We start from the raw sequence: 14063 nt of genomic DNA on the forward strand, positions 1-14063 counted from the left end.
GCTTACTCCGCAGGCTCGGAAACGCCGGTCAGGATGGCACGGATCGCGGCCTCGTCGATGTCGTGATGCTCGGCGATCACCACCATGCGCGAGCGGCGCTCCTCGCCCGGCTGCCACGGGCGGTCATATTGGTGACGCACCCGCGCACCCACCGCCTGCACCAAGAGGCGCATGGGCTTGCCCGAAACGGCGGCATAGCCCTTGACGCGCAGGATGTTCAACTCGTTGGCCAGCCGCTCGATCCGCGCGACCAGTTCGGCCGGGTCGGATTGTTCGGGCAGTTCCACCACGATGCTTTCGAAATCGTCGTGCTCGTGGTCGTCATGGCCGTCATGATGGCTGGGACGAGCGTCCATGTCGTCCTCGGCGGCGGCGCCAAGGCCCAGGATGACGCGCACATCCACGGCGCCCTCGGCCACTTCGACCACCGGCAGCGGGCGGGGGGCCTCGGCCGCGATCACCTCGCGCGCGCGGGTCACGCCGTCGGGCCCGGCCAGATCGGGCTTGGTCAGCAGGATGATATCGGCACAGCTGATCTGATCCTCGAACACCTCGGACAGGGGCGTTTCATGGTCGATTGAGTCGTCGGCCAGCCGCTGGGCATCCACCGCCGCCACATTGGGCGCGAACCGGCCCGCTGCAACCGCCTCGGCATCGGCCAGCGCGATGACGCCATCCACGGTGATCTTGGACCGGATATCGGGCCAGTCGAACGCCTTCAAGAGCGGCTTCGGTAGCGCCAGGCCCGAGGTTTCGATCAGGATGTGATCGGGGCGCGGCTCCAGCGCCATCAGCGCCTCGATGGTGGGGATGAAATCATCGGCCACGGTGCAGCAGATGCAGCCATTGGCCAGTTCCATGATGTTTTCCGCCGGGCATTCCGGGATGGCGCAGCTTTTCAGGATCTCGCCATCGACCCCCACATCGCCGAATTCGTTGACGACCACGGCCAGCCGCTTGCCTTGCGGGTTCTGCATCAGGTGGCGGATCAGCGTGGTCTTGCCCGAACCGAGAAAGCCGGTGATCACGGTAACGGGGAGTTTTTCAAGGGTGCTCATGGCTCAGGCTCCGATCGGGGGGATGCGCGCGGCGCAGTTCTTGCGGAAATGGACGGGACGCTCGCGCCAGGGGACAAGCCCGTCAGCGGTGGCGTGATATTTGGTGACGCCCTCGACGATGGTGGCCACGTCATCGGCCTCGTTGAGGTTCTCATAAACAAAGGTCCAGCGCGTCGGGCCGCCGCGCAACACGATCGAGCAACCCTGATCGCAATTGGACAGGCATTCGACCGGCCTCACGATGACCCCTTCGGGCAGCGCGGCGGCGCTCAGCGCGCGGTGGAGCAGCGCGCCGGGGCGCTGGGCATCGTCTTCGACCGGTAATCCACGGCGGCAGGTGGTACAGACCAACAGCTCGACCGGAGCGTGTTCGCTCATCTCTCTCATCCCCCCAGGGTCCAGTCATGGGGGACGGGGCATGCACGGGTCGGCCCTTCTGGCCCCAGACCCGTCACCGGAAACACCCCGTCCGGTTGCAGTTCGTGTGCTGGCAGGTCTCCCGGCTTGCGGATGTCAGGGTCTTGCCCTGTCGGGCGTCCCGCCTTCCCGGCCAATTGGCCAGTGGCTTGGGCACCCTCTCCGGTCACGGTCGCGGGGGCGGCTGCGCTTGACGGCTGCCCGGGACCAGTTCCCGGAACCGCTGGCGCATTCCCTTTTCATCCGGTTTCCCGGACACCAACAGGGCGGACATGCGGCATGGGCAGGGGCCTTGTCAAGCGCGCTTGGCGGTGCGTCTGAGGGGGCAGGGGAAAAGCGACCTCTGACGTTCAGCCAGCGGCATCCGCCGCCAGCCGCGCACGCAGCCAGTCGAGGTAGAGCTGCGCCGGGGCACCGGGCGGGGCGGCACGTTCGGGGCGGACCAGATAATGCGCCTGCGAAAAGGGAATCGGAGGTCCCGCCAGCCGCAGCGGTGCGCCCTGGGCGATGGCGCCCTGGGCAAAGCGCGTCAGCACGATCGCCAGCCCGGCCCCCGCCATCACCAGTTGCAGCGCCGCGACGGTGGTATCGACCGAATAAAGGCTGCCGCCGGTTGGAGCGGACAGGTCCTGCGCCGCGAACCAGCGTGGCCAGTTGTCCTCGTATCCCAGGATGTGGATCAGCTGATGCGCCTGCAGCGCCGACGGTGGCTGCACCGGTTCTCCGGCCCGCACAACCGGCACGATGGTCTCATCGCAGAGCTTTTCGGTCACCAACCCTGCCCAGTCGCCACGCCCCAGCCTGATGTCCACATCCACGCTGCCCACCGCCGGGCCGTCATCCCAGATGTTCGAGACCAGTCGCACGGCAATACCGGGATGGTCGGCGGCAAAATCCGGCAGGGTGGCGGCGAGCCAGTAGGCGGCCGAGGAAATCGGCGCACGCAGCCGCAGGATGCCGCGCCGGGCCGGACCGAATAGGCTAGAGGTCGACAGCGCCACATCCGCCAGCGCCTGCCGCACCGCCAGCGCATAGCTGCGCCCCAACTCGGTCAACCCCAGCCGCCGGGCCGCACGGGTAAAAAGGGGCTCTCCCAACTCGGCTTCTAGCGAGCGGATATGCAGGGATACGGCGGTCTGGGTCAGCCCCAGTTCGCGCGCGGCCTCGGTGAAGTTCAGATGACGGGCGGCGGCCTCGAACGTCCGCAGCCAGACCGGGTTGGGCAGGCGGGCCATCTCAGAAAAGATCCGGGCCGAGGACCGGGGCGGGGCCCAGAAAATTCAAATTTTCTGGGACAAAATTTCCGTGGAAATTTTGTCGGTTGCGCGGGTTCGACATGTATCACAAAAAAAATCATGGCATTTTGACATTCTTTATTCGTTTCTCTTGGTTAAATCCAGCTTTCATACTGCGCGCGAACCATGGCCCCGGCAGGACCGGCAAGGGAGGACGCAATGAAAGTAGGCTTTATCGGACTGGGCAATGTGGGTGGCAAGCTCTCGGGCTCGCTGCTGCGCAATGGCATCGATTTGACGGTGCATGATCTCAACCCCGATCTGGTGGCGGGTTTCGTCTCGCGCGGCGCCAAGGCGGCCGAAGGGCCGGCGCAGATGATGCGTGATTGCGACGCGGTGATCACCTGTCTGCCTTCGCCCGCCGCCAGCGCCGCGGTGATGGCGGAGATGCTGCCCGAGGTCGGACCCGGCAAGATCTGGATGGAAATGTCCACCACCGACGAGGCCGAGGTCAAACGACTGGGCGAACAGGTGATCGCGCGCGGCGGTGCCGCTGTCGACTGCCCGGTTTCGGGTGGCTGTCACCGGGCCGATACCGGCAATATCTCGATTTTCGCGGGCTGCGACCGGGCCACGTTCGAGCGCATCCTGCCCTTCCTGACCGTGATGGGGCGGCGTATCCTGCATACTGGCCCGCTGGGCAGCGCCTCGGTTCTGAAGGTGATGACCAACTATCTGGCCACCGCAAACCTGCTGACCTGCTGCGAGGCGCTGGTGACGATGAAGGCCGCCGGCATGGATCTGAACACCACCTACGAGGCAATCAAGATCAGTTCGGGCACCTCTTTTGTGCACGAGACCGAAAGCCAGGTGATCCTGAATGGCAGCCGCGACATCAACTTCACAATGGACTTGGTGAAAAAGGATATCGGCCTGTTCCAGTCGATAGCCGACCGCACCGGCGTGCCGCTGGAGATCTCGCCGCTGATGATCAGCATCTTCGAGGACGGGATCGCCCGCTATGGCATGCGGGCCCAGTCCGACGACATCATCCGCCGTCTGGAGGAAGCGACCGGTCTCGACATCACCGCGCCGGGCTTTCCGCCCGAGATGGTGGATGACGAACCCGAAGAGCCCGGTTACGAGGTGGTTCCGCAGGGGCTCGCGCGCGCGTCAGGCTAGGCGCGACACCCCGCCGCGCAGTGGCCGCTTTTGGTTTGGCTATCCTGCGCGGCAGGAGGTGATGCATGGACATGTTGCAATTGCTGACCGACCTGCATCTGGAGGCAGAGCGGCAGGGGCCAGGTGATGTCGACCATACTCGTCTGGCCCTGCGCTTGGCCGGGCTGGCCGGGCGCACGGGTCTGGACATCGCCGATATTGGTTGTGGCACAGGTGCTGCCAGCTTGGTGTTGGCCGAAGAACTGGATGCGCGGATCACTGCGGTGGATCTGCTGCCTGCCTTTCTGGCCGAGCTAGATCGGCGCGCTGCTCGCGCAGGCCTGATGGACCGCATCGACACGCTTGCCGCGTCGATGGAGGAGCTGCCCTTTGCCAATGCGTCGTTGGATGTGATCTGGTCCGAGGGGGCGATCTACAACGTCGGGTTCGAGGCTGGGTTGCTTGCCTGGCGGCGCTTCTTGCGCCCGGGCGGCATTCTGGCGGTGTCGGAACTGACCTGGCTGACCAACGACCGTCCCGCCGATCTGAGTGCGCATTGGGCGCGGGAATATCCGCAGGTTGCCACCGCTGGCGAGAAAATAGCGCAGATCGAGGCAGCGGGATACGGGTTGCGAGGCTATTTTCCGCTTCCGCCCGCCTGTTGGCTCGCGGCCTATTACGAGCCTATGGAGGCGCGGTTTGCCGGTTTTCTGAAGCGGCACGCAGACTCGGCCGAAGCAAAGGAGATCGTTGCAGCCGAACGCGCAGAGATCGCGCTCTATCGCGCGCATTCGGCGCATGTCAGCTATGGTTTCTATATCGCGCAGAAACTGCCCTGAGCGGCAGGCGGCGCGTCGCGCCGCCCCCTGTCCCGATCAGATCTGTTCCACCTTGACGCTGTCGCTTAGCACAAAGGCCAGATAGCCCTTGATCCGCTCCATCGCTGGCAGCGGGTCCTCATAGGTCCAGACCGCGTCCTTGGTCACAGACGAGCGGTTGACGATGGAGTAATAGCTGGCGTCGCCCTTGTGCGGGCAATGGGTGGTCTTGTCGCTGCGGTCCAGGAAGGCCATGGCGATATCGGCGCGCGGGAAATAGATCACCGGAGGCAGTTCGCCCTCGCTCAGTTCCAGCGCGTTGCTGCTTTCGCCCAGGATGGCACCGCCCGACCGGACGCTCCATTTGCCCGGCGCCTTGCGGATGGTGATGTGATCGCTCATGTTCCGTTTCCTTCCCCGTATCTCGTATCTCGTATTCTTCGGTCCGGCGGCGAGTGTTGCCCCGCCGGTGTAACAGCCGCGTGTCAAAGCGGCGCGGTTGCGGCATCCAACCACATCCGCGTCTCGGCGCCCAGACGTGGACCGATCTTTGCCGCGACGTCGGCATGATAGGTGTTCAGCCAATCGCGTTCCTCAACCGTCAGCATCTCCGCGACGATCAGCCGCCGATCAATCGGGACATAGGTCAGAGTGCGCCAATCCAACATGGCGCGCTCTGCGTCGCCACCGGGCAGGGGGGCGGCCTCTTGCACCACCACCAGGTTCTCGATGCGGATGCCGAATGCGCCCTCGCGATAGTATCCCGGCTCGTTCGACAGGATCATGCCCGGTTCCAGCGGCACGTGGCTGACCCGCGCCAGCCGCTGCGGCCCCTCATGCACGCTCAGATACGCACCGACGCCGTGCCCGACCCCGTGGTTGAAATCCTGCCCCGCCAGCCACAGCGGCAGGCGCGCCACGCATTCGATATCGCGCCCCGCCAGCCCCACCGGCCAGCGCAGCATGGACATGGCGATCATGCCTTTCAGGACCCGCGTGAAACAGGCTTTCTCCTCGTCCCCCACGGTGCCGATGGCGATGGTGCGGGTGATGTCGGTGGTCCCGTCCAGATACTGGCCGCCGCTGTCCAGCACCAGAAGATGCCCGTCCTCCAGACGGCTGTTGGTCTCCTCGGTCACTCGGTAATGCATGATCGCACCATTGGGCCCGGTGCCCGCGATGGTCTCAAAGCTGATATCCTGTAAGCCGTTATCGCGGCGGCGACAGGTCTCCAACTGGCGAACCACCTGCGTTTCGGTCAGGCTGCCGGGCTCTTGCCCATCCAGCCAGGCCAGCAGCTCCACCATCGCGGCGCCGTCGCGCAGATGTGCCTCGGCAGCACCCGCGATCTCGGCGGCGTTCTTGCGGGCCTTGGGCAGGGCGCAGGGGTCACCCCCCTTGGTCAGCCGGTGTCCTAGCCGATCTGCGACAATCTGCGGTACCGTGGTCAGGTCCACCCGCACCGGACCTGCCAGTGCCTCTACCTCATCGAGGAACGCATCCGGTTCGTGCTGCGTCACCAACGGCCCCAGATGCTCCTCCAGACCGGTCAGCTTGACTGCTGCCATGAACAAGTCGACCCGCCCGTCATCATGCAGGATGGCAAAACCATGTGCCACCGGGTTGCGCGGAATATCCGCGCCGCGAATGTTCAAGAGCCACATGATCGAATCCGGCAGGGTGATCACCGCCGCCTTTTGGCCGGCGTTGCGCAGGTCCTCGGCCAGTCGCGTCGCCTTGTCGGCGGCGGTTTCACCCGCGAATTCCAGCGGATGCACCTTGACCGGTTCCATCGGAGGGCAGGGCTGATCCGGCCAGATCCGATCCACCAGGTTGTCGCAGCGCACCAGTTCGATCCCGCTGCCCTTCAACTCGCTCACCGCGGTGCGGATCTGACCGGCTGCATGCAGCCAGGGATCGAAGCCCACACGCCCGCCCTGCGGCAACTGCTTCTTGAGCCAGTCGGTCAGGCTCACATCGGGCCAGGGAACGGGTGTGAAGACATCAGCCACCTGCGCCTTGACCTGAGTGCGATAGCGCCCGTCGATGAACACGCCCGCCGCATCCTTGAGCGCGGCGCAGAACCCGGCCGAGCCGGTAAAGCCGGTGAGCCAGGCCAGACGCTCGTCATGGGCGGCGACATATTCGCCCTGATGCGCATCCGCGCGCGGCACCAGGAACCCGCTCAGACCTTCGGCCTCGATCTCGGCGCGCAGGCGCTCCAGCCGCGGTGGCCCCTGTTCCGGGCGGGCGGTCACCTCGAAGCTCTGGTACATGCTGCGCCTCCGTGTCGTTGTTGCCGCGAAAGGTGCGGCGTGGAACCGGAAATGTCCAGCACCTCCGCGACGCTCTTGTGATGCGCGCGACTTGGCCTATCATGCCGGCATGATCCGTTTGCCTGCCCTGATTGTCCTTGCCAGCCTTGCCCTGCCGCTTGCCGCGCAGGAGGAAAAGCGGCCAACACCCGAGATCGCCCGCCGCAATGCGGCCGACGCGATCGGCAAGAAGCTTGCAGATCCGGCAAATCCCGGACAAGCGCGGGTCTCGCGGCTTGTCAAGCAAGGCGATACGATCAAGCTTTGCGCCACGTCGGATGCCCGCAATGCCCGAGGTACCTATATCGGTCGCGACTATTGGGAGGTCACGCTCAGCGCGGATGGCGAGACCGTATTGAGGACCCGGAACGTTACCGGCCTGTTGTCCCACTGTTATGGGGCCGATTACAAACCCTTCAGGGAAATGCTGGGCGAGTGACCCCTTGGGCGGGCGACCGTTCCCGTTCCCCAAGGAAACCCAACAAGGTCGATTGATACTCGTCCCAGACCGCATTGCCCGGTATCGGGATGTGGTTGGCGGTTTCCAGCACCATCAGTTCGGCCCCTGGAATGCCGGCCGCCAGTTTCTGTGCCTCGGACAGCGGATGCACATTGTCATGCCGGGCATGGATGATCAGGGTCGGGCATCGCACCTGGGGCAACAGCGGCAACAGCGAGACATCGTGGATCGCCGCCCGAACCTTCAGCATGGTCTCGCGCGACGAAGCATTGATCATGTTGCGCGCCATGTCGTGGATCGCCTCCAGCGGACCTTCGGGAAAATAGCTCAGCATCATCGCCGAGACGAAACTGATCTCCTGCGCGGTCCAGCCCTCGGTAACCAGCGATTGCATCACGTCGGATTTCAGCTCAGGGTTCCGCCGCCCGCGCCCCTCGGCATAGCCTCCGACAATGGCCAGCCTGCTGACCCGCTCGGGGTACTTGACCGCAAAGCGCAGCACCGACAGAACACCGCCGGATTCGCTGTACAGCGCGAACCGCTCGAACCCCGCCGCATCCGCTGCCAGCTTCAGGTTCTCGGCCAGGCTATCGAACGAGAATTCCTCCAGAGCCCGGTCCGACCGCCCGAACCCGATCGGATCGAAGCGCAGCAGGCTGTGGCGCTCCGAGATCGCATCGAACATCGCCCGTTCCGAGGGCGTGTTCCACTCAGCCTCCAGATCGGTCGTGTTGTAGCCGCCGCGCACCACCGGCGGGCCAGCCCCGGTGACCGTATAGGCCAGCGATTTCCCCTCCGCCGTGCGCGTATAACGGATGCGCTGGACCGTGGGGGCAGGCCGGGGCGAGACAGCTGAGGGGGTGTCCGCCGCCACCTTGGCCACGAATTTCAACCCCCGACGGGTGACCGTCTGAATGATGCGCTGCGCCTTGCCGTCATCACCCACCGCCTTGCGCGCGGCCGCGATACGGGCGCTGATCGCGCTCTCTGACACGATCCGCCCGTCCCAGACCTCGGCCAAGATCTCGTCTCGGGTCACCACACGACCGGGATTGCTCGCCAACAGGTGCAAGAGGTCAAAGACCTGCGGTTCAACGGCAATTTCTTCGGCGTCCCTAACAAGCGTCAACTCGTCGGTATCCAGCAGGCAGTTGGCGAAAGCATAGCGCATGGCGGTCTAGCCCACCCCCGCCGCAAGGAACCGGGTCAGCGTTTCCAGGTAGGTGTCATAGGCCGCATTGCCCTGCCAGGGAATGTGATTGGCGCACTCGAGCACCACGATTTCCGCATCCGCGATGCCAGCGGCCAGCTTGCGGGCCTCGGACAGCGGATGAACCGCATCGTGGCGGGAATGCAGGATCAGCGTCGGGCAAGTGATCCGTGGCAGGAACTCCAGACTTGAATGATGGTTGATCACGTCGCGGTGGCGCAAGTCATGGTCCTTGGTCGCCGCGTCCAGCATCATCCGGGCATAGGCCCGGACGGAGTCCAGTGGCCCTTCGGGCTGATATGCCAGCAGGAAGGCTTCGAAAAAGGTGCTATCCGACCGCGACCGCGCGGTTTGCAACATGGCTTGCAAGGGTTCGGCCTCCTTGCCATCCGCATTGTCGCGCACCGCGCGCCCTTCGGCATAGGCGCCCATCATGGCCAGACGAGTTACGCGTTCAGGGTGATGCGCTGCAATGTAAAGGCCCTGAGAACAACCACCGGATTGGGAATAGAGCGCGAACCGGTCGAGCCCCAGCGCGTCGGCCAGGCACAGGACATCTTCGGCCTGCTCATCAATCGTGGAACGATCGGACCGGGGGTCGGATTGCCCCGAACCAATGGCGTCGAACCGGATCAGCGCGTTCTGGCGTGACAAGGCTTCGAAGCGGTGACGTTCGAAAGGCAGCCGCCACTCAGCTGCAATATCCGAACGTGTTTGGCCGAGCAGGATCACAGGAGGGCCGGCACCCGAAACCGAATAGGCCATGGAATGTCCGGTGGGCAGGATGATGTAACGAATGCGTGGCTCGTCTGTTCTGTCCCCAGTCGCCACGGGGGCGGTGTCACTGGTTTGTTCCGTGACCTCGGTCACCATCTGCAACCCGCGCCGGGCGATTGTACGGATGACCCGCTGTGCCTTGCCGTCGTCGCCCACGGCCTTGCGCGCGGCCGCGATGCGGGCGCTGATGGCGCTCTCCGAGACGATGCGCCCGTTCCAGACCTCGGCCAGGATTTCGTCACGGGTTACCAGCTGCCCGGCATTGCGTGCCAGCAGGTGCAGCAGGTCGAATACCTGCGGCTCGACGGCAACCGGCGCATCGCCCCGCATCAAGACATGCCGCCCGGTATCCAGAACGCAATCGCAAAACACATAGCGCATGATGAATTAACACCCCGCTTTAGGTGTTTCGGCAAGCCCCAAGCAAAAAATAAGGATTCAGGCAGGGGTTTCCCAAGGCTGTCTGAAAGCGCTGCGTGCCCGACGCTGCCATGCTGGGAACACAACAAGGAGACCTGACATGATCCTGCATACCGATACCGCGCTTCTCACCCATCGCCCCGTCCACCTGCAACTGCCGAGTGAGGAAGAAAGGATGGCCGCCCGATATGTGACACCGCGCCGGACTGCGAGAGCTTGGCTGGCAGGGCGGATCGCCCGACTGTTCGCCTTTCGGCGACTTGTCAGCCTGTCTTGACGGGCTGAGCGGGGAGACGGACCCTGTGCTTCTTTCTGGTCGCAAATACTCCCGCCGGAGGCGCCTGCAAGAGCGGTAGGCGCCGACGATCGCGGTCAGCTGGCGCGTTTCATGCCCATCACCCGTGCGCGGGCGCGCGGGTCGCTGTCAAAGAGCGCCGCCAGCTGCTCGGTCATGGCACCCGCCAGCTGCTCGACATCTGTGATCGTCACCGCGCGCTGGTAATAGCGGGTCACGTCATGGCCGATGCCGATGGCCAGCAGCTCGACCTGCTTGCGCTTTTCCACCATGGCGATCACGTCGCGCAGGTGTTTTTCCAGGTAATTCGCCGGGTTCACACTCAGGGTGGAATCGTCCACCGGCGCCCCGTCCGAGATCACCATCAGGATCTTGCGCTGCTCCCGCCGCGCCAGCATCCGGCGATGCGCCCATTCCAGCGCCTCGCCGTCGATGTTTTCCTTGAGCAGCCCCTCTTTCATCATCAGGCCCAGATTCTGCCTTGTGCGCCGCATCGGCGCATCGGCGGCCTTGTAGATGATGTGGCGCAGGTCATTGAGGCGGCCGGGCTGCTGCGGGCGCCCCTCGTTCAACCAGGCCTCGCGCGCCAGCCCGCCCTTCCAGGCGCGGGTGGTAAAGCCCAGGATCTCGACCTTGACGTTGCAGCGCTCCAGCGTGCGCGCCAGAACGTCGGCGCAGATCGCCGCGATCGAGATCGGACGTCCGCGCATCGAGCCGGAGTTATCCAGCAGCAGCGTCACCACCGTGTCGCGGAACTCGGTATCCTTCTCAACCTTGAAGCTGAGCGGCGTGGTCGGGTTGGCCACAACCCGCGCCAGACGGCCGGCGTCCAGAATGCCTTCTTCGCGGTCGAACTCCCAGCTGCGGTTCTGCTGCGCCTGAAGGCGGCGTTGCAGCTTGTTGGCAAGGCGGCTCACCGCGCCTTTCAGCGGCTCGAGCTGCTGATCGAGATAGGCGCGCAGCCGCTCCAGCTCTGCGGGTTCAGCCAGCTCCTCGGCGGCGATCTCCTCGTCATGGGTATCCAGATAGACCTTGTAGTTCGGATCGGCCTCGGAGGCGGGCGGTGGCGGCGGCGGCTCCAGCGGCGCCTCGCCATCTGGCATCTCGGTTTCTTCGGCCAGTTCCTCGTCGGCCAGTTCGTCCATCGAGACCTGGGCCTGGCTTTCGTCCTGCTGCTGTTCCTGGCTCTGCTCGGGATCGGCGTCTGCGTCCTGATCGTCCTGATCATCCTGGCCGGTGCTGTCGGGATCGGGCTGCTCGTCGGCGTCGTCCTCGGCCTGATCCTCCTGATCCTCGTCCATCTCATCCGGGTCATCGCCCAACTGGTCACCATAGCCGAGGTCCTTGATCACCTGGCGGGTGAACTTGGCGAATTCGGCCTGATTGGACAGGATATCGTTCAGGTTCTCGAGCGTGCCGCCGGCCTGTTCCTCGATAAAGCCGCGCCACAGGTTCATCACATTGGCGGCCGCCGCGGGCAGGTCGCGCCCGGTGGCCAGATGCCGCACCAGATAGCCCGCCGCCACTGGCAGCGGCGCTTCCGAGGGCTGCTTGCACTGGTCATAGCCGCGCCGCAGCGCCTCATGCGTGATCTTCACGTCGATATTGGACGCGGTGCCGGGCATGTCGCGGGCGCCCATCGCCTCGCAACGGGCGGTTTCCATCGCCTCGTAGAGGTCGCGCGCCATGTCGCCCGGAGGGGCATAGCGGCTGTGGGTTGCGTCGTCGTGATAGCGGCGATAGAGCGCCAGCGCATCCGCCGTGCCGCGCGCCAGCAGCACCTCGTCGCGGGTCATCCGGCGGCTGACCTGCGGCAGGCGCATCGCGTCTCCGCTGACGCCTGAGGGATCGACCGAATAGCTGACCGACAGATCCGGGTCGTCGGCCATCACCTTGGTTGCCTCGGCCAGCGCCTTCTTGAACGGATCGGCGGGGTTGTCGGTCGGTTTGCTCATGTCACTTCGGTCCTGGTGTCAGGCGGTCGCGGCCCGTCGCGGGCCGCAAGGCGGATATAGCGGCCGCCCGGATCACCCCAGGCTGGCGCTCGCCGCGCTTTCGGGCAGTTCCTCGTCAAAACAGCGCTGATAGAACTCGGCCACCGTCTGGCGCTCCAGCTCGTCGCATTTGTTCAGGAAGGACAGGCGGAAGGCATAGCCCACATTCCGGAATATCTCGGCATTCTGCGCCCAGTTGATTACCGTCCGGGGCGACATCACGGTCGACAGGTCGCCATTCATGAAGGCGGTCCGGGTCAGATCGGCCACGGTCACCATCTGGGCGATGGTCTTGCGGCCCTTCTCGGTGTTGTAATGCGGCGCCTTCGACAGCACGATCGCGGTTTCCGCGTCATGGCTGAGATAGTTCAGCGTCGCCACCAGCGACCAGCGGTCCATCTGCGCCTGGTTGATCTGTTGTGTGCCGTGATAAAGCCCGGTCGTGTCGCCCAGACCCACCGTGTTCGAGGTGGCAAACAGGCGGAAATACTTGTTCGGCGTGATGATCTCGTTCTGATCCAAGAGCGTCAGCTTGCCGTCATGTTCCAGCACCCGCTGGATCACGAACATCACGTCGGCGCGGCCCGCGTCGTATTCGTCGAACACGATGGCAACGGGGTTACGCAGCGCCCAGGGCAGGATGCCCTCGTGGAACTCGGTCACCTGCTTGCCGTCGCGCAGCTTGATCGCGTCCTTGCCGATCAGGTCGATCCGGCTGATATGGCTGTCGAGGTTGACGCGCACGCAGGGCCAGTTCAGCCGCGCCGCGACCTGTTCGATATGGGTCGATTTGCCGGTGCCATGATAGCCTTGGATCATCACCCGGCGGTTATGCGAGAACCCTGCCAGGATTGCCAGCGTGGTATCGGGGTCGAATTTATAGGTCGGGTCGACCTCGGGTACCCGGTCGCTGCGCTCGGCAAAGCCCTTGACCACCATCGGCGTGTCAATGCCAAAGACTTCGCGGACGGAAATCTCCTCGGTGGGTTTTGCGTTCATCAGGATCGTTCCGTCAGCCATACCAATCGTCCTTATCGCCTTGCCGCGCCTCGTCGGGGCGGGCCAATCTTGTCGGGGTGCACCATATCGCCCCCAGCCGCAAGGAAAAGGCGAAAAGCGCCGGGTGGGCGCTTTTTGCCGTCACGATCTCGGGGGCGTCAGTCGTGCAGTGCCGTGCGCATCCGAATGAGCCCTATCGACGGATTGTCACGGCCGTATCACGCCCCCAACGCGCGGACAGGCGCGGATGCGGCCGGTCGGCGCCGGAGCCTATTTGAAGTTCCGACTGTCCTTGATCTGGTCCCAGGCCCAGACCACCTCTTGCAACTGCTCCTCCTGGCTGCGGTCGCCGCCATTCATATCAGGGTGCAGAACCTTGATGAGCTTCTTGTAGGCCGCGCGCACCTCGGCCTTGGTCCAGCTGTCCTTGGCTTCGAGAATCTCGATGGCGCGGCGCTCGGTCGGCGGCAGGCGGCGGCCGGTATTGACGCGGCCCGGATTCTGGGTGGCGTTGGTCCCCAGAACCTGATGCGGGTCTTCGATGCCCAGCCGTGCCCAGGCACGGGCCTCGGGGTCGGTCATCGGCCGCGTCTTGCGCTCCCAGACCTTGTCCTTGGACATTTGCGCGTTCATCTCGGCCTCGGTGGTGCCGTCGAAGAAGTTCCATTTCTGGTTATATTCGCGCACATGCTGTTGGCAGAACCAGAAATAGTCGTCCAGCACATCGGGGGCCTTGGGCGCGCGGAACTTGCCCGCCTCGGTGCAGCCCTCGTGCTCGCAGACCCGGACCGAGGTTTCGGACGCGCCCGACATGCCCCGCCGCCCGCGCGGGTTCTTTTTCTTGGCGGAAGAGACGGACATATCGAATCCGAACGGATCTGATTTGCTCATGACGGGCCCTTTC

14 protein-coding genes and 1 riboswitch are annotated in these 14063 nt (G+C 64.6%); of the genes, 4 read left to right on the forward strand and 10 right to left on the reverse strand.

The features are described from left to right. Nucleotides 1-2: 2 nt before the first annotated feature. From cobW to AC2FL1_RS08450, 3 genes are all read right to left on the reverse strand, one after another. Nucleotides 3-1058, reverse strand: a complete 1056-nt coding sequence (gene cobW, locus AC2FL1_RS08440) for a cobalamin biosynthesis protein CobW (RefSeq protein WP_496876615.1) — start codon at nt 1056-1058, stop codon at nt 3-5. Between the two features lie 3 nt (nt 1059-1061). Next, a complete protein-coding gene (locus tag AC2FL1_RS08445; protein ID WP_496824650.1) occupies nt 1062-1436 on the reverse strand; it encodes a DUF1636 family protein in 375 nt (124 codons plus the stop codon). Nucleotides 1437-1530: 94 nt separating this feature from the next. Next, nucleotides 1531-1753: riboswitch (cobalamin riboswitch) on the reverse strand. 72 nt (nt 1754-1825) lie between these two features. Further along, nucleotides 1826-2710 (reverse strand): LysR substrate-binding domain-containing protein, encoded by an 885-nt coding sequence (locus tag AC2FL1_RS08450; protein ID WP_496876616.1) that lies wholly within the window; start codon nt 2708-2710, stop codon nt 1826-1828. Nucleotides 2711-2929: 219 nt separating this feature from the next. Here AC2FL1_RS08450 and AC2FL1_RS08455 point away from each other — a divergent pair, with 219 nt between their 5' ends. Together AC2FL1_RS08455 and AC2FL1_RS08460 are read left to right on the forward strand one after the other, a co-directional pair. Continuing rightward, nucleotides 2930-3892 carry an NAD(P)-dependent oxidoreductase gene (locus tag AC2FL1_RS08455; RefSeq protein WP_496876617.1) on the forward strand — a complete coding sequence of 321 codons (963 nt, stop codon included), beginning with the start codon at nt 2930-2932 and terminating at the stop codon, nt 3890-3892. A 65-nt stretch (nt 3893-3957) separates the two neighbouring features. Further along, nucleotides 3958-4710 (forward strand): class I SAM-dependent methyltransferase, encoded by a 753-nt coding sequence (locus AC2FL1_RS08460; protein ID WP_496876618.1) that lies wholly within the window; start codon nt 3958-3960, stop codon nt 4708-4710. A 36-nt stretch (nt 4711-4746) separates the two neighbouring features. On the opposite strand, the gene AC2FL1_RS08465 is transcribed toward AC2FL1_RS08460, so the two are convergent. After that, nucleotides 4747-5091, reverse strand: coding sequence for a DUF427 domain-containing protein (locus tag AC2FL1_RS08465; RefSeq protein WP_496824643.1), 345 nt, complete (start codon nt 5089-5091; stop codon nt 4747-4749). A gap of 83 nt (nt 5092-5174) precedes the next feature. Then, nucleotides 5175-6965 (reverse strand): aminopeptidase P family protein, encoded by a 1791-nt coding sequence (locus AC2FL1_RS08470; RefSeq protein ID WP_496876619.1) that lies wholly within the window; start codon nt 6963-6965, stop codon nt 5175-5177. 109 nt (nt 6966-7074) lie between these two features. Here AC2FL1_RS08470 and AC2FL1_RS08475 point away from each other — a divergent pair, with 109 nt between their 5' ends. Then, nucleotides 7075-7443, forward strand: a complete 369-nt coding sequence (locus tag AC2FL1_RS08475) for a hypothetical protein (RefSeq protein ID WP_496876620.1) — start codon at nt 7075-7077, stop codon at nt 7441-7443. On the opposite strand, the gene AC2FL1_RS08480 is transcribed toward AC2FL1_RS08475, so the two are convergent. Both AC2FL1_RS08480 and AC2FL1_RS08485 read right to left on the reverse strand, forming a co-directional pair. Next, complete coding sequence (locus AC2FL1_RS08480) at nt 7421-8635, reverse strand: alpha/beta hydrolase (RefSeq protein WP_496876621.1); 1215 nt, start codon at nt 8633-8635, stop codon at nt 7421-7423. The two genes, AC2FL1_RS08475 and AC2FL1_RS08480, sit on opposite strands and share 23 nt — an antisense overlap. A gap of 6 nt (nt 8636-8641) precedes the next feature. Continuing rightward, complete coding sequence (locus AC2FL1_RS08485) at nt 8642-9832, reverse strand: alpha/beta hydrolase (RefSeq protein ID WP_496876622.1); 1191 nt, start codon at nt 9830-9832, stop codon at nt 8642-8644. A 139-nt stretch (nt 9833-9971) separates the two neighbouring features. Between AC2FL1_RS08485 and AC2FL1_RS08490 the strand changes: the two genes are divergently transcribed. Continuing rightward, the gene (locus AC2FL1_RS08490; RefSeq protein WP_496824634.1) at nt 9972-10148 is read left to right on the forward strand and encodes a hypothetical protein; all 177 of its coding nucleotides are present in this window, start codon (nt 9972-9974) and stop codon (nt 10146-10148) included. Nucleotides 10149-10243: 95 nt separating this feature from the next. On the opposite strand, the gene cobT is transcribed toward AC2FL1_RS08490, so the two are convergent. The 3 genes from cobT to AC2FL1_RS08505 all read right to left on the reverse strand — a co-directional run bounded on the left by cobT (nt 10244) and on the right by AC2FL1_RS08505 (nt 14050). After that, a complete protein-coding gene (gene cobT, locus AC2FL1_RS08495; protein WP_496876623.1) occupies nt 10244-12121 on the reverse strand; it encodes a cobaltochelatase subunit CobT in 1878 nt (625 codons plus the stop codon). A 72-nt stretch (nt 12122-12193) separates the two neighbouring features. Beyond that, entirely contained in the window at nt 12194-13180 is a 987-nt protein-coding gene (gene cobS / locus AC2FL1_RS08500) for a cobaltochelatase subunit CobS (RefSeq protein WP_496876624.1), read from the reverse strand. Between the two features lie 249 nt (nt 13181-13429). Further along, on the reverse strand, nt 13430-14050 hold the full coding sequence (locus AC2FL1_RS08505; protein ID WP_496824630.1) for a J domain-containing protein: 621 nt from the start codon (nt 14048-14050) through the stop codon (nt 13430-13432). Between the last annotated feature and the right edge of the window lie 13 nt (nt 14051-14063).

The organism is Ruegeria sp. YKSF070 (assembly GCF_059612725.1).

Excerpts from the sequence above, each read along its gene's own strand:
- AC2FL1_RS08450 (WP_496876616.1), bottom strand. The coding sequence starts at position 2,710 with ATGGCCCGCCTGCCCAACCCGGTCTGGCTGCGGACGTTCGAGGCCGCC.
- AC2FL1_RS08470 (WP_496876619.1), bottom strand. The coding sequence starts at position 6,965 with ATGTACCAGAGCTTCGAGGTGACCGCCCGCCCGGAACAGGGGCCACCG.
- AC2FL1_RS08505 (WP_496824630.1), bottom strand. The coding sequence starts at position 14,050 with ATGAGCAAATCAGATCCGTTCGGATTCGATATGTCCGTCTCTTCCGCC.
- AC2FL1_RS08480 (WP_496876621.1), bottom strand. The coding sequence starts at position 8,635 with ATGCGCTATGCTTTCGCCAACTGCCTGCTGGATACCGACGAGTTGACG.
- AC2FL1_RS08445 (WP_496824650.1), bottom strand. The coding sequence starts at position 1,436 with ATGAGCGAACACGCTCCGGTCGAGCTGTTGGTCTGTACCACCTGCCGC.
- AC2FL1_RS08490 (WP_496824634.1), top strand. The coding sequence starts at position 9,972 with ATGATCCTGCATACCGATACCGCGCTTCTCACCCATCGCCCCGTCCAC.
- AC2FL1_RS08475 (WP_496876620.1), top strand. The coding sequence starts at position 7,075 with ATGATCCGTTTGCCTGCCCTGATTGTCCTTGCCAGCCTTGCCCTGCCG.
- cobS (WP_496876624.1), bottom strand. The coding sequence starts at position 13,180 with ATGGCTGACGGAACGATCCTGATGAACGCAAAACCCACCGAGGAGATT.
- cobW (WP_496876615.1), bottom strand. The coding sequence starts at position 1,058 with ATGAGCACCCTTGAAAAACTCCCCGTTACCGTGATCACCGGCTTTCTC.
- cobT (WP_496876623.1), bottom strand. The coding sequence starts at position 12,121 with ATGAGCAAACCGACCGACAACCCCGCCGATCCGTTCAAGAAGGCGCTG.
- AC2FL1_RS08455 (WP_496876617.1), top strand. The coding sequence starts at position 2,930 with ATGAAAGTAGGCTTTATCGGACTGGGCAATGTGGGTGGCAAGCTCTCG.
- AC2FL1_RS08460 (WP_496876618.1), top strand. The coding sequence starts at position 3,958 with ATGGACATGTTGCAATTGCTGACCGACCTGCATCTGGAGGCAGAGCGG.
- AC2FL1_RS08485 (WP_496876622.1), bottom strand. The coding sequence starts at position 9,832 with ATGCGCTATGTGTTTTGCGATTGCGTTCTGGATACCGGGCGGCATGTC.
- AC2FL1_RS08465 (WP_496824643.1), bottom strand. The coding sequence starts at position 5,091 with ATGAGCGATCACATCACCATCCGCAAGGCGCCGGGCAAATGGAGCGTC.